Source organism: Butyrivibrio sp., from assembly GCF_017940685.1.
Lineage (GTDB): Bacteria > Bacillota > Clostridia > Lachnospirales > Lachnospiraceae > Butyrivibrio.
Window position 1 is genome coordinate 28,230 of the sequence record NZ_JAGAYD010000115.1, and the last position, 14,234, is coordinate 42,463.

12 protein-coding genes are annotated in these 14,234 nt (G+C 40.7%); 10 read left to right on the plus strand and 2 right to left on the minus strand.

Annotated features, from left to right (window positions below):
• Nucleotides 1–10: 10 nt before the first annotated feature.
• The 4 genes from gyrB to J6I68_RS07290 are packed head-to-tail and all read left to right on the plus strand — an operon-like array spanning nt 11 to nt 6,789.
• Nucleotides 11–1,948: a DNA topoisomerase (ATP-hydrolyzing) subunit B gene (gene gyrB, locus J6I68_RS07275; protein WP_292218987.1), complete on the plus strand. Its 1,938-nt coding sequence runs from the start codon at nt 11–13 to the stop codon at nt 1,946–1,948.
• Between the two features lie 34 nt (nt 1,949–1,982).
• Nucleotides 1,983–4,541, plus strand: coding sequence for a DNA gyrase subunit A (gene gyrA / locus J6I68_RS07280; RefSeq protein ID WP_292218989.1), 2,559 nt, complete (start codon nt 1,983–1,985; stop codon nt 4,539–4,541).
• 32 nt (nt 4,542–4,573) lie between these two features.
• Complete coding sequence (locus J6I68_RS07285; protein ID WP_292218992.1) at nt 4,574–6,028, plus strand: GGDEF domain-containing protein; 1,455 nt, start codon at nt 4,574–4,576, stop codon at nt 6,026–6,028.
• Nucleotides 6,028–6,789 (plus strand): exodeoxyribonuclease III, encoded by a 762-nt coding sequence (locus tag J6I68_RS07290; protein WP_292218996.1) that lies wholly within the window; start codon nt 6,028–6,030, stop codon nt 6,787–6,789. Before J6I68_RS07285 ends, J6I68_RS07290 begins: the two co-directional genes overlap by 1 nt.
• Nucleotides 6,790–6,838: 49 nt before the next feature.
• Here J6I68_RS07290 and J6I68_RS07295 read toward each other — a convergent pair whose 3' ends face one another.
• Complete coding sequence (locus tag J6I68_RS07295; protein ID WP_292218999.1) at nt 6,839–7,762, minus strand: alpha/beta hydrolase; 924 nt, start codon at nt 7,760–7,762, stop codon at nt 6,839–6,841.
• A gap of 106 nt (nt 7,763–7,868) precedes the next feature.
• On the opposite strand from J6I68_RS07295, the gene J6I68_RS07300 reads away from it, so the two are divergent.
• From J6I68_RS07300 to J6I68_RS07320, 5 genes are all read left to right on the plus strand, one after another.
• Entirely contained in the window at nt 7,869–9,395 is a 1,527-nt protein-coding gene (locus J6I68_RS07300) for an MBOAT family O-acyltransferase (RefSeq protein ID WP_292219001.1), read from the plus strand.
• 13 nt (nt 9,396–9,408) lie between these two features.
• Complete coding sequence (locus J6I68_RS07305) at nt 9,409–10,506, plus strand: SGNH/GDSL hydrolase family protein (protein WP_292219004.1); 1,098 nt, start codon at nt 9,409–9,411, stop codon at nt 10,504–10,506.
• Between the two features lie 71 nt (nt 10,507–10,577).
• Entirely contained in the window at nt 10,578–11,657 is a 1,080-nt protein-coding gene (locus tag J6I68_RS07310) for an undecaprenyldiphospho-muramoylpentapeptide beta-N-acetylglucosaminyltransferase (protein WP_292219007.1), read from the plus strand.
• Between the two features lie 16 nt (nt 11,658–11,673).
• The gene (locus J6I68_RS07315; RefSeq protein WP_292219015.1) at nt 11,674–11,916 is read left to right on the plus strand and encodes a TIGR03905 family TSCPD domain-containing protein; all 243 of its coding nucleotides are present in this window, start codon (nt 11,674–11,676) and stop codon (nt 11,914–11,916) included.
• Nucleotides 11,917–11,985: 69 nt separating this feature from the next.
• A complete protein-coding gene (locus tag J6I68_RS07320) occupies nt 11,986–12,531 on the plus strand; it encodes a hypothetical protein (protein WP_292219019.1) in 546 nt (181 codons plus the stop codon).
• Nucleotides 12,532–12,586: 55 nt separating this feature from the next.
• Here J6I68_RS07320 and J6I68_RS07325 read toward each other — a convergent pair whose 3' ends face one another.
• Nucleotides 12,587–13,129, minus strand: a complete 543-nt coding sequence (locus J6I68_RS07325) for an NADH peroxidase (protein WP_292203894.1) — start codon at nt 13,127–13,129, stop codon at nt 12,587–12,589.
• Nucleotides 13,130–13,364: 235 nt separating this feature from the next.
• Between J6I68_RS07325 and J6I68_RS07330 the strand changes: the two genes are divergently transcribed.
• Nucleotides 13,365–14,234 (plus strand): MurR/RpiR family transcriptional regulator, encoded by an 870-nt coding sequence (locus tag J6I68_RS07330; RefSeq protein ID WP_292219022.1) that lies wholly within the window; start codon nt 13,365–13,367, stop codon nt 14,232–14,234.

The window sequence follows — 14,234 nt, forward strand, 5'->3', positions numbered from 1 at the left end:
GGAGTAAAAAATGAGTAACGAAGAAGTACAGTACGGCGCCGATCAAATTCAAATCCTTGAAGGTCTTGAAGCTGTAAGAAAAAGACCTGGTATGTACATTGGTACTACAGCAAGTAGGGGATTGCATCACCTTGTCTATGAGATAGTAGATAACTCAGTAGATGAGGCCCTTGCTGGTTTTTGTGACCACATAGAAGTTACGATTAACCAGGATAACACTATTATCGTTAAGGATAATGGACGTGGTATTCCTGTTGATGTTAACCACAAGTCAGGTCTTACCGGTGTAGAGGTAGTATTTACAATCCTTCATGCAGGTGGAAAGTTTGGCGGTGGAGGTTACAAGGTATCTGGTGGTCTTCACGGTGTTGGTGCATCAGTAGTCAACGCACTTTCTGAGTGGCTTGAAGTCCAGGTTACAAGGGATGGAAAAGTATATCAGCAAAGATATGAAAGAGGAAAGGTTTGCTATCCTCTTAAAGTTGTTGGAGATGCTCCTAATGGCGAAACAGGTACAAGAGTTTACTTTAAGCCTGATGCAGAGATCTTTAAAGAGACAACTGTATACGACTTTAACATACTTAAACAGAGACTTCGTGAAATGGCCTTCCTTACAAAAGGTCTAAGGATCACGCTTACAGACCTTCGTGTTGAAGAAGGTGAGGACCCGATAGTTCAGACCTTCCACTACGAAGGCGGAATAAGTGAGTTTGTTCAGTACCTCAACAAGAGTAAAACCGCTCTTTATCCAGAGATCATGTACTTTGAGGGAAACAGGAACAATGTACAGGTTGAAGTTTCACTTCAGCACAACGACTCCTATACAGAAAGTATCTATACTTTCGTAAATAACATAAACACTCCTGAAGGTGGTACGCACCTTGAAGGATTTAAGGCTGCTCTTACCAAGACATTTAATGACTATGCAAGAGCAAATAAGATGCTTAAGGACAACGAAGAAAACCTTACTGGTGAAGATATCAGAGAAGGTCTTACTGCAATCATAAGCGTAAAGATTGAGGATCCTCAGTTTGAGGGACAGACCAAGCAAAAGCTTGGAAACTCAGAGGCAAGAGGAGCTGTAGCAGGTATTGTTGGTGAACAGCTCACATATTTCCTTGAGCAGACTCCTACAGTAGCTAAGCAGATCCTTGAAAAAGCTATTCTTGCTCAGAGAGCAAGAGATGCTGCAAGAAAAGCAAGAGACCTTACAAGGCGTAAGTCCGCCCTTGACGGTTTTGGTCTTCCAGGAAAGCTTGCAGACTGCTCTGAAACAGACAGATCAAAGTGCGAGATTTTCATCGTAGAGGGAGATTCCGCCGGCGGATCAGCTAAGACTGCCCGTAGCCGTGCTACTCAGGCCATCCTTCCACTTAGAGGTAAGATTCTTAACGTTGAGAAGGCAAGAGTTGACAGAATTTACGGAAACAACGAGATCAAGTCCATGATAACTGCCTTTGGTACAGGTATCCATGATGACTTTGATATAAACAAGCTTCGCTATGACAAGATCATCATCATGACCGATGCGGACGTAGATGGTGCACATATTGCAACACTTATGCTCACTTTCCTTTATAGGTTCATGCCTGAGCTTATCAAGGAAGGACACGTTTATCTTGCACAGCCACCTCTTTACAAGCTTGAAAAGAACAAGAAGGTCTGGTATGCATACAGCGATGAAGAGCTTAACAAGATTCTTCTTGATGTAGGAAGAGACCAGAACAACAAGATCCAGAGATATAAGGGTCTTGGAGAGATGGATCCAGAGCAGCTTTGGGAGACAACAATGGATCCGGAAAGAAGAGTTCTTCTTAGAGTGAACATCGACGAAGAGAGCGAATCTGATATTGATGTAACATTTACAACTCTCATGGGAGATAAGGTTGAGCCCAGAAGAGAGTTTATTGAAAAGAACGCTAAGTTCGTTAAGAATCTTGATATTTAAGGATTGATAAAATCCATAGAATTGAGGTAATAAGATGGCTGATAACAACAACATCAACAACAATGATCTGTCAGATGATGTCTTTGACAAGACAACCACTGACAGAATAAAGGAAGTAGATCTTCAAAAGACCATGGAAGCTGATTACATCGATTACGCCATGAGCGTAATCGCATCCCGTGCGCTTCCTGATGTAAGAGATGGTCTTAAGCCAGTACAGAGAAGAATTCTGTACTCAATGATCGAGCTTAACAACGGTCCTGACAAGCCACATCGTAAGTGTGCTCGTATCGTCGGCGATACAATGGGTAAATATCACCCTCATGGTGACAGCTCAATTTACGGTTCATTGGTAAATATGGCGCAGCCATGGTCAATGAGATATTGTCTTGTAGACGGACACGGAAACTTTGGTTCAGTGGATGGAGATGGCGCAGCTGCCATGCGATACACTGAGGCTCGTCTTACCAAGATCTCAATGGAGATGATCGCTGATATCGGAAAAGATACAGTAGATTTCGTTCCAAACTTTGATGAGACAGAAAAAGAACCTTCTGTTCTCCCCAGCCGTTACCCTAACCTTCTGGTAAATGGTACAACTGGTATTGCGGTAGGAATGGCAACTAATATTCCTCCTCACAATTTAAGAGAAGTTATAAACGCTGTTGTCAAGATGATCGACAACAAGGTAAATGAAGACAGAGATACTGAGATTGAGGAAATCCTTGAGATCATCAAGGCTCCTGACTTCCCTACAGGTGGTATCATCCTTGGAACAAGAGGAGCAGAAGAAGCCTACAGGACAGGTAGAGGTAAGGTTGTAGTAAGAGCTGTTACTGATATTGAGCCTATGAACAACGGTAAGAACAGAATTGTTGTTACCGAGCTTCCATACCTTGTAAATAAGGCAAACATGATCGCTAAGATCGCTGAGCTTGTTAAGCTTAAAAAGCTTGATGGAATAACAGCTCTTCGCGATGAGTCAGATAGAGAGGGTATGCGCGTTGTAATCGAGCTTAGAAGTGATGTTAACCCTAACATCATGCTCAACAAGCTCTACAAGCACACCCAGATGCAGGATTCCTTTGGAATCATCATGCTGGCTCTTGTTAATAACCAGCCTAAGGTAATGAGCATTACAGAAATGCTCACCTACTATATCAAGCATCAGGAAGAGGTTGTAACAAGAAGAACAAAGTACGACCTCAACAAGGCAGAAGAGAGAAACCATATCTTAGAAGGTCTGCTCATTGCCCTTGATAATATCGACGAAGTAATAAAGATCATCAGAGGATCTGAGACTGTAGCTATAGCCAAGGAACAGTTGATGGGAAGATTTGGTCTTTCCGATGTTCAGGCTCAGGCTATTGTTGACATGAGACTTCGTACACTGACAGGTCTCGAAAGAGATAAGCTTGAGCAGGAGCACGCTGAACTTCTTAAGAAAATTGAGGAATTAAAGGCTATCCTTGCAGACAAGAAGCTCCTTCTTGGAGTTATCAAAAAAGAAATTATTGAGATTTCTGATAAATACGGTGATGACAGAAAGTCACAGATAGGTCATGATGACTCTGATATTGATACAGAGGATCTCATTCCTAATGTGAATACAGTAATTGCCATGACTGATCTTGGATATATAAAGAGAATGTCAATTGACAATTTCAAGTCTCAGAATCGTGGTGGAAAGGGAATCAAAGGTATCACAACAATTGAGAATGACTTTGTTGAAGATATCCTTATGACCACAACCCATAACTATGTAATGTTCTTTACCAACACAGGAAGAGTCTACAGGCTCAAAGCTTACCAGATTCCTGAGGCATCAAGAACATCCCGTGGTATGGCTATAGTTAACCTTCTTTCCCTGGCACCAGGTGAAAAAATTTCAGCTATGATCCCAGTTAAAGGATTTGAGGATGAGGAGAAATCTCTTTTCATGGTTACCAAGAAAGGTACAGTAAAGAAGACTCCTATCACAGAATTTTCAAATGTTAGAAAGACCGGACTTGCAGCAATAAACCTTAGAGATGATGATGAGCTCATTGAGGTTAAGACTGTTAAGAAGAACTCTGAGATATTCCTGGTTACCAAGAACGGAATGTGCATCCACTTTGATGAATCTGATGTGCGCTCAACAGGCAGATCTTCCATCGGTGTAAGAGGAATGATGCTTGACGATACAGATGAGATCGTAGGAATGCAGATCAACACTCAGGGCGATTCACTTCTTATCGTATCTGAGAATGGATATGGAAAGAGAACTGATCTTACTGAATTCCACAACCAGTTCAGAGGTGGTAAGGGCGTTAGATGTTACAAGATAACAGAAAAGACCGGAAATGTAGTTGGTGTTAAAGCAGTTAATGATGACAACGAGATCATGATGATCACTAATGCGGGCATTATTATCCAGCTACGAATGAATGATATATCAGTTCATGGAAGAGTAACATCCGGAGTTAAGATGATCAATCTTGATAAGGGCGTTACAGTTGCCAAGATTGCCAAGGTAAGAGAAAAGATCTCTGATGGTGAAAAAGATATCGATAATATCGATGATATCGCTGAAAATGTAGATGAAGAGTCTTAAGTTTTTTAGCATTCTTGTGGGGTGAGAATCTTATGAACATTGGACTTCTTGTAACAGAACTTGAGGACAAAGAAGTAAAGAAAATATGTATAGGTGCTGATAAGGCAGCAAAAGAAAAGGATGTGAACCTGATAATCATTCCGGGACAATACATTCTTTCTGATGACAAAAGTGGCGAAAAGCCCTTTGATTATCAGTACAGCGCGCTCTTTGACTACGCAGGTTCTAAAGATTTTGATGCACTCATTATCGATATTGAGAGGATTGGTTCAAAATCCACGATTCTGAAAAGAGAGGCCTTTCTTAAGAAATTTGAGAATATCCCCGTCCTGACTCTTTCTGAGCAGGAGGGATACCCCTTTGTCAATCCGGTAGAAGACGGGATTGATAAGCTAAAACAGCTTGGATATGAGGCTGTATGTGATGCGGTATTTTACGTAAAGAATCAGATACTGCCTCCTGTTGAAGCACCACAGACCTTTAACTATGTTGAGAAGCCTGATTCCTATACCCTCAACATGTTATCTGATATGAGTTATTTTCTTTTCCACAAGAAGTACGATGCTGGAACAGCCTACAGTAGTTTTGTAAGTCTTGGACTTAAGCATGGAATTAAGAACAGCGCTATTTTGCTCTTTGATAAAAAGGTCAGAAATACCACAAAATATCCATGGACAATGCCAGAAAACATCCGTGTAATGAGCGCCATTATGAATGGTCAGGAGATGAATTTTACTGACAGCAAGATGGAAGTGGGAACAGACAGTGTTTTTTCAAATGTCATCAAAGGAAAGAGTGCTACTTACATATTAGGAGACATCTTTGTTGGTGAGTATCAGCTGGGACTTATGATATATGAGTTCCATCCTGATAATCTTGTGGACTATTTTTACACAAATATGACCAGTCTCATTACTGGTGTTTCAAGACTTTCTTACCTTGAGAGGGAGCTCGAAAAGACAACTGAAGAGCTCTATGAAGTACAGGAGGAGCTTGCAAGAGACGACTCTGTTCTTGATCATATCGGAGATCAGGACTACCTTACAGGTGGACTTAACAGAAGAGGCTTTTTTGCAAAGGCCTATGATCTTCTCAAGGATAACTTCGTTGATGGAAAGTACGCAGTTGTTACCTATATCCACATGGAATCCCTTAAGCGGATCAACGATATGTATGGCCATGAGGAAGGTGACAGAGCAGTTAAAAGAGTTGCGAAAGTTCTGGAAGAAGTATTTGGAGGCTGTATCTACGGCAGAATCAGGGGCGATGAATTTGCAGTCCTCATGATAGAGGATGAAGAGGGAAGATCAGAGTCCCTTCGCGAGGAGATGCAGAGCCAGAACGCAAAACTATTGGAAGAGCCTGGAAGATATATAAATCATCTTCAGTACTCAATTTGTGAATTCAGCCATGAAGAGAACCTCTCTCTTCGTGAGATGCTTAAGGAAACAGACGAAAACCTTAAGAGAATAAAGGGTAATCTATAATGGCAAAAAAGCTAGTGTCATGGAATGTAAATGGTCTTAGGGCCTGCGTATCAAAGGGATGTTTTGACGAGTTCATGAAAAAAGAAGATCCCGATGTTATCTGCCTTCAAGAGACCAAGCTTCAGGAGGGACAGATAGATCTTGAACTTCCTGGATATGAGAAGTACTGGAACTATGCAGAGAAAAAGGGCTATTCCGGGACAGCTATTTTTACAAAAGAAAAACCAATCTCAGTTTCCTATGGACTTGGAATTGAAGAGCACGACCACGAGGGAAGAGTTATAACTGCAGAGTATGAGGACTATTACCTCGTTACAGTGTATGTTCCAAATGCCAAGGAAGACTTATCAAGACTTGAATACAGACAGGTTTGGGAAGATGATTTTCTTAAGTTCATAAAGAACCTTGAGAAGACAAAACCTGTGATATATTGTGGGGACTTAAATGTAGCCCACAAGGAGATAGATCTTAAAAATCCAAAGCCAAACAGAGGTCATGCTGGTTTTACAGATGAAGAGAGAGCCAAGTTTGATAACGTGGTATCATCTGGTCTTGTGGACAGCTTCAGGTATTTTTACCCTGACCTTGAAGGCGCTTATTCCTGGTGGTCCTACAGATTTAACTCAAGGGCCAAGAATGCAGGGTGGCGTATAGACTACTTTATAGTGTCAGAATCTATCATGGATCAGGTAGAGGATGCCAAAATATACGCAGATGCTCTTGGTTCAGATCACTGTCCGGTTGGACTTATCTTAAAATAAAACAAAAATAATGGGCTGATAAATAATAAGTATTTATCAGCCCTTGTTTTTAGATAAGTTTTTGAATAAATGAATCTACTTTAGCCCAGTAGTTAACCGGATCTTTGACTACTCCTTCAATGTGACCAGATCCAAGGATCATCAGGTACTGCTTCTTGCAGGAAGCTGCTTCGTAGAGTCTTGAGCACATATGAGGATCAATAAATGTATCGTCATCTCCGTGGATAAAGAGAGTTGGAGTTTTAGATCTTGTAACAGCCTTGATAGGAGAGACAAGGTTAATATCGTAGCCAGCTCTTATGTAGATGATAACTCTTGAGATTAAAAGAGCAATTGGAATTGGAACAAATGAACCCTTAAAGAGCTTGTATGCAGAAGCAAACTGTTCACGAAGGGTTGAGTAGGAGCTGTCAGCTATGGCGCCCTTTACGTTTTCTGGAAGATTTTCACCTGTTGTCATCAAGGTAGTTGCAGCGCCCATGGACATTCCGTGAAGAAAGATCCTGGCATCCTTATCTTTTTTGATGAGAAAATGGATCCATTCAATGATATCAAGCCTGTCATCAAGGCCGTAGCCAATATAGTTTCCTTCGCTTTTTCCAAAGCCCCTAAGGTCAACGAGCAGGCAGTTTATTCCCTTTTCAAGGTAGTGCTTTGCAAAGATTCCGTTAGATTCATGATTATCCCAGATTCCGTGGATAAGTATCACATAGTTATGGGATTCTTCATCTGCTGGGATGTAGCTAGCATGAAGATCAAGCTTATCAACTGACTTAATGAAAACGTCCTGCCTGTCTGGATGATTCCTGACAAATTCCCTTCCCTCAGTGATGGATATGTCATAGTCTTTTTCTCCATCCTGATGTTCATGGGGTTTTGTGGAAATCTTGTAGATATAATCTGAAAAAGCATAAACTCCGCCAAGAAATGCAGTGACAGCGGAGAGTTTTAGAAAAGTATTCTTTTTGCTCATGGAAATGCCCTTATCTTCCTGTAAATTTAAATATATATTAACATCTTTTACTACCTGTAACAAATTATGATATACTCTTTTCGAGTTTTAAACGTGGAGAAATATAATGGGTTTTAATTCCTTTAATTTCATACTCCTGTTTTTGCCAGCACTTCTTATAATCTGGTTTTTACTTAACAGGTCAAAAAAATATATCCTGGCAGATATTTTTCTGACAGGTATGTCGCTGTACTACTATTACACTTTCGGAATGTCTTTTCTTCTGATCCTTCTTGGGAGCATTGTTGTAAACTATGCTCTGAGCATGGTGATAGAAAAAAAGCCTTCATCTGCAAAGATAGTAAAGGTAATAGGAGTTATCTTTAACTTATCGCTTTTGTTTTATTTCAAATATCTCGGATTTTTCATGGACAACGTAAGTGCCATCACAGGTACTGATCATTTTACAAAAGAGATACTAATGCCTATAGGTATTAGCTTTTTTACCTTTGGACAGATTTCCTTTATTGTAGACAGGGCAAATGGAGAAGCCAGGAATTATAATTTCCTGGAGTATGTCCTGTACACAGCCTATTTTCCAAAACTCATTCAGGGTCCTATCGCTTTCCACAAGGAGATGATAGACCAGTTTAGTGATAAGAGTCTTCGCCAGTTTGACAGCGACAGGTTTTCAAAGGGACTTATGAGCTTTATCATAGGGCTTGGAAAAAAAGCTATCCTTGCAGACACCCTTTCTAAAGCAGTTAATTATGGGTTTATGTACACCCATTCTCTTGATACACTGACAGTTATTGTTGTTATGCTAGCCTATACATTCCAGATCTACCTTGATTTTTCGGGGTACTGCGACATGGCAGGCGGTGTAAGTCTTATGCTGGGGTATGAGCTTCCAATGAACTTTAACTCTCCTTATAAGGCTGCAACATCAAAAGAACTGTGGCAGAGATGGCATATGACTCTTTCAAGGTTCTTTATAAAGTATGTGTACATACCTCTTGGAGGCAGCAGAAAGGGAAAGGTAAGGACTGTAATAAACGTCCTTATAGTCTTTGTGCTTAGCGGACTATGGCATGGAGCTGGCTGGACATACATCTGCTGGGGACTGATGCAGGGACTTTTAGTTGTTTGGGATGATCTGGGAATTGTAGGTGTTAAGAGTGATCACGAAGATGGTTCATCAAAAAAGCCAAGGTATCTTCTTAGAAAAGAACCTCTTATCATGATTCCAAGAGCTCTTTCAAATGCTCTGACTTTCCTGATGTTTGTTATATCCCTGATCTTCTTTAGATCTCAGGACATGTCATATGCTATCGCAATGTTTAAGAGAGCTGCGTTCTGGACATATCCAGGATTCCTGCTAAGGACAGCATCCCAGCTGGAGATTGGAGAAAACTATGTTCTTCGCCAGATCTTTTTAAGAGGAAATCTTCCTGGTGGAGAAAATACTGTATACATGATGACTATGATAGTTCTTTTACTGGTTTCAGGATTTATCATGACAAGAAAGAACACAAACGAGATCATAAAGACCACGAAGATGACCACAAAGACAGCGCTTTTACTGGCTATTACATTTATATGGTCCTTTATTTCACTATCAAATGTCAGCACATTTATTTACTTCCAGTATTGATCAAAGGTATAAAATGGCAAAAGAAAATTCATCTATCAATTTCATAAAAAAGCTGTTTGTCATGATCCTTGTGATGATGGTGCTAGTGGCGGGAACAGTGTTTGTCTTTGATCCCTTTTATCACTACCATAAGCCATGGCTTGGACTTAAGGCTGTTCTTAACGACAAGGAGTACCAGTGCATAGGAACACTAAAAAATTTTGACTATGACGCCCTGATCGTTGGATCTTCAGTTATGGAAAACAACGACAACTCCTGGTTTGACAGCGCCTACGGAGTAACCTCCATAAAGGCCATCAGGTCCTACGGAGCTACTGCAGATCTTTGCTATCTTTTAGACACAGCCTTTAAAGATCACGATATCAAGTATGTTTTCTACAATATCGATCCATCATCTTTAAGCCAGGAGCCAGAAACCACCTATGAGTCCACAGGTTGTCCAATGTACCTTTATGATGACAACCCCTTTAATGATGTGCCATATCTTTTCAACAAGGATGTGCTTCTTGAAAAGATTCCTTACCAGGTGGCAAACTCCTTTGTTGGAGACTATAATGAGAACCTGTCATACAACTGGGCAAAGTGGAAGAGCTTTAGCAAAGAGCTGGCTCTGGGCTTGTATCACAGGTCAACAGAAGTTGTGGACATGATGGATGAGACAGTTTATGACGAAAAGGCAAATGCCAACATAGACCTTTTGGTTTCGCAGGTAGAGGCCCATCCTGATACAGAGTTTATCTTTTTCTATCCATCTTATTCAATGTTGTGGTGGGACATGAGCTACAGAGCAGGCGAGACAGATGCGATCATCCGCTGTGAAAAAGAGATGACAAAAGCTCTTTTGCAACATAAAAACGTAAAGGTTTTCTGCTTCCAGGCAGAGGAAGAAGTTATCACAAACCTTGATAATTACATGGATACTATCCATTTTTCTCCTGAGATCAACAAACGGATGCTGGACCACATTTTAGCAGGAGAGTATGAACTAACTCTTGATAACTACGAAGAAGAGATAGATAAAGTAAAAGCTTTTTCGGACAAGGTGCAAAATGAGCTTATAGGATACTATGAGGACAATGGTCTTCTTAACTATAAAGCTGAATGGGAATAGTTCTTTTTACATAATTCAAAAAATGTTATATTATATTAAACTGCAATCAAAGAAAAAAGAAGGAAATAAAAGTGAGCGAACAGGCTACTAAAAAGATCGTTCTTACAGGTGGCGGAAGCGCAGGACATGTAACACCAAACATCGCCCTGATCCCAGCCCTTAAGAATGCAGGATTTGAAATATATTATATTGGTTCTTACAACGGTATTGAGAAAAAGCTTATTGAGGACTACAACATTCCATATTTTGGAATTTCTACAGGTAAGCTCAGAAGGTACTTTGATCCCAAGAATTTTTCTGATCCATTCAGAGTAATGAAGGGATTCTCAGAAGCAACCAAGCTCCTTAAGAGGATAAAGCCCGATATCATCTTTTCAAAGGGCGGATATGTAAGCGTTCCGGTTGTAAGAGCAGCGAGCTTTTTAAAGATTCCTTATATTGTCCATGAGTCAGATATGACACCAGGTCTTGCCAACAAGCTCAGCATGACAGGAGCAAGGAAGATCTGTTGCAACTTTCCAGAGACCATGAGGATCCTGCCAGCTGAGAAGGCTGTTCTTACTGGAACTCCCATAAGGGATGAACTTTCACAAGGTTCCAGAGAGGCAGGTAAAAAGCTCTGCGGATTTGAAGATGACAAGCCAATACTTATGGTAATAGGTGGAAGCCTTGGTGCACAGTCAGTCAATGAGACAGTAAGGTACGCTCTTCCAAGACTTCTTCCACATTTCAATGTTGTGCATATCTGTGGAAAAGAGAAGATGGACAACCTTAAGCTCTCTGTTCCAGGCTACAAGCAGTTCGAATATGTTAAGAACGAACTTAAAGATATCTTTGCAATGGCTGATATTGTTGTTTCAAGAGCAGGTGCCAACTCGATCTGTGAGCTCCTTGCTCTTAAAAAGCCAAATATCCTCATCCCTCTTTCAACCAAGTCAAGCAGAGGAGATCAAATGCTTAACGCAAGAAGCTTTGAGCAGCAGGGATTTTCTATGGTCATCGATAATGACGACCTTGATGAGGACATTCTGGTTGAAACAATTGGAGATCTTTACAACAACAGAGAGAAATTTGTGGAAGCCATGAGTAAGAGTAATCTTCATAGTGCAACAAACACAATAGTGAAGATCATCTTAGAAGAAATACAGTAACAATAGGAGCAACATAATGACATATAAGACAAAGGGAACATGTTCCACACAGATAGACCTGGATGTGGTTGACGGACTTATCAGAAATGTTAAGTTCACAAACGGCTGCAATGGAAATCTCCAGGGAATAAGTAAACTTGTTGAAGGTATGAAGGCAGAGGAAGCTATTGAAAAGCTTCGCGGGATCAAGTGTGGTTTTAAAAATACCTCATGTCCTGATCAGCTTTCTTACGCAATTGAGCAGGCTATGAACAACTAAAATTGTCACTATCGGATTTACTTTTTTACCTTTTGATTCGTATAAACAACTATAAAGGAGATAAAAGTTATGTCTGAGATGAACGATTTATTACGTAAAGAAAAAACCAAGAACACCACCGTGTTCGATACTACAAAGAAATCAGAGTATCTTCCTCAGGAGATGGTCAACCCCTACGACATGCAGGGCTCTATCATGGCGCCACCTCCGGCTTTTGAGACCAAAAAAAATGTTAAGGTCAAGTACAGTGCTGAAGACATGAAGGCCCTTGGAAAGCTCACAGATAATATTGAAAAGATCAATATTGATGATATCAATGTCAAGGATGATGAGAGCATACACAAGTATGACAAAAAACTTGTGGAAATGACCAGGACATTAAAAGAGTTTGATAACATGTCCAGGATATTCCCGGATTTCTTCAGAGAGCTTCCTGCATCCAGGAAAAAGATTGTGGGTGAAAAGATCACCAAGATGCGCAGGATCTATGAATTCTGCCTTCTTAATAACAAACGCAATGAGGAGGATGAAGTTCTGCATTACAAGCAGACAGAGAGAAATGCCATAACTCCTCCTGATAAGCCACCAGTAGACAATTACGGTTCAGAAACCTGATGAATGCTAAAAACGGCGCTGCACTTAGATGTGCAGCGCCGTTTCTTTTGTTTTATTATCCGAAATATCTCTTAAGGAGTCCTGCGAATGCCTTGCCGTGTCTTGCTTCATCTCTTCCGATCTCATGAACAACATCGTGGATGGCATCAAGGTTAAGCTCTTTTGTTCTCTTAGCAAGATCAGCTCTTCCCTGTGTTGCTCCATACTCAGCTTCAGCTCTAAGTTCAAGGTTCTTCTTGGTGGAATTTGTAAGATCTTCGCCAAGGAGCTCAGCAAACAGTGCAGCATGCTCAGCTTCCTCCCAGGCTGCCTTCTCATAAAAGGCACCAATCTCTGGATAACCCTCTCTTATAGCAACTCTTGCCATTGCAAGGTACATACCAACCTCTGAACATTCACCATTGAACATCTCGCGGAGAGACTGCTTAACATCATCAGGAGCGCTGCTAGCTACGCCAAGAACGTGCTCGCAAGCCCATACCTTCTCGCCGTCTTCCTGCTTGGTGAATTTCTCAGCGGGAGCTTTACACTTAGGGCAGAACTCCGGCGGCTGATCTCCCTCATGAATGTAACCACAAACCTGACATACCCATTTCATAGTACAAATCTCCTTTCTTGCGCTTAGCGCCAATGCATCTTTATGCATTACCGTATCGGTGTCTTAATTTAGCATAACATATTGGAAACTAAATTCCGTGAAATTTATAATTATTTTATAAAAGACTTAGCATTTATTTGAAAATTTATTTCATTCCAGAGGTTAATAAGAGTTATAATATTTATGTGTCAGATTAATTTATCCACTTTTCGAAAACCTATGGAGGATGCATTTTATGAATATAGTCAGTGAGAAAATAAAGAGTCATTACGACACGCTCCCTGCTTCAGAGAGGCTTGTTGCAGACTATGTCCTTGAGAACAAGGATGCTCTTTTCCAGCATCCCATAAAAGAACTGGCAACTCTTTCCGGAACAACACAGGCTGCCTGGACCAGATTTGCGCAGGCAATTGGATATACAGGACTTAAAGACCTTAAAAATGCATATTATGCAGAGGCCAACACCACTCTGGAGCAGACAGATAAAGGAGGGCCAAAGATTGCCTTTAAAGATGTGAATGAATATACATCTCTTCAGTCAATTGCCGACAATATCTGCGCTACAAGTGTACAGGCCGTGCAAACAACCTACAGACTCTTTGACGCTGGAACCTTTAGCGAAACAGTATCCGATATTGTAAAAGCTAAACAGATACAGGTTTTTGGCGTAGGTACTGCCAGCGTAGCAGCCTATGACTTATACTGCAAACTCCGTAGAATACACTACAATGTGGTATTCAACCATGATCATCACATGAACCTGATGACAGTATCTCAGATCGGTCCAGAGGACGCTGCCATCTTCTTTAGTGACAACGCCAAAAACACGGAGATCATGCAGCTCTTTTCTATTGCAAAAGAGAGAAAAGCTGTTACAATAGCAGTTACGAAGCTTGGAAATAATGCTCTTACAACGGGATGTGATCATGTTTTATTTGCAACATCACCTGAGATAGATAAAAAGAGCGGAATCACAAGTTCAAGATTTGCACAGCTTTTCATTGTAGATACGCTCTACACTGCAATTGCTAACAGAGACTATGAGAACATTAAAGGTTATCTTAAGAGTTCCTATGATGTTTTCCACGACACAGCAAGAGAATAA